This is a genomic window from Oceanospirillum sediminis, from assembly GCF_014164585.1.
GTDB lineage: Bacteria > Pseudomonadota > Gammaproteobacteria > Pseudomonadales > Halomonadaceae > Oceanospirillum > Oceanospirillum sediminis.
In genome coordinates this window covers 1-395 of sequence record NZ_JACJFM010000186.1, presented here as the reverse complement: position 1 = coordinate 395, position 395 = coordinate 1, and the positions used below count along the sequence as shown (strand labels likewise).

The 395-nt window shown below is 30.4% G+C and carries 1 protein-coding gene; it reads right to left on the bottom strand.

The window, feature by feature from the left end; all coding sequences use genetic code 11:
• The coding region (locus H4O21_RS28340; RefSeq protein WP_220495873.1) for a hypothetical protein at nt 1-395 on the bottom strand (395 nt) is incomplete at both ends.

The window sequence follows — 395 nt, the reverse complement described above, 5'->3', positions numbered from 1 at the left end:
AGATTGGAGGATTTGTTTTCGAAATATGCGACATCAGTTATGGAATGTATAAATATAGAATTACTCAAGCGGTATCTATATTCGGTATTTAAAACACCAAATAAAGAAGCGAACAAACTATTTTCCTCAAAACCTCTAATGGAGTTGATACCTCCAAAGCGTAGCAGTTCATTTTCAAAATAGTTGTCGGAGATTAGATTTGAAGCATCAACATTCAAATAAATACTGTTTTTTCTATTCAGTTGAAAGTTGTTAAACGCTTTTAGTGTGATTAAAGATTGCTCAGTTTTAATGTTTGAAGCAGTTCTATTGCCAAAATTGGTTTCTATATAGAAATTTGATTTTATCGGAAATAGCACATCATAAAATTGAGGTTTCAGAAATTCATAAAAAGC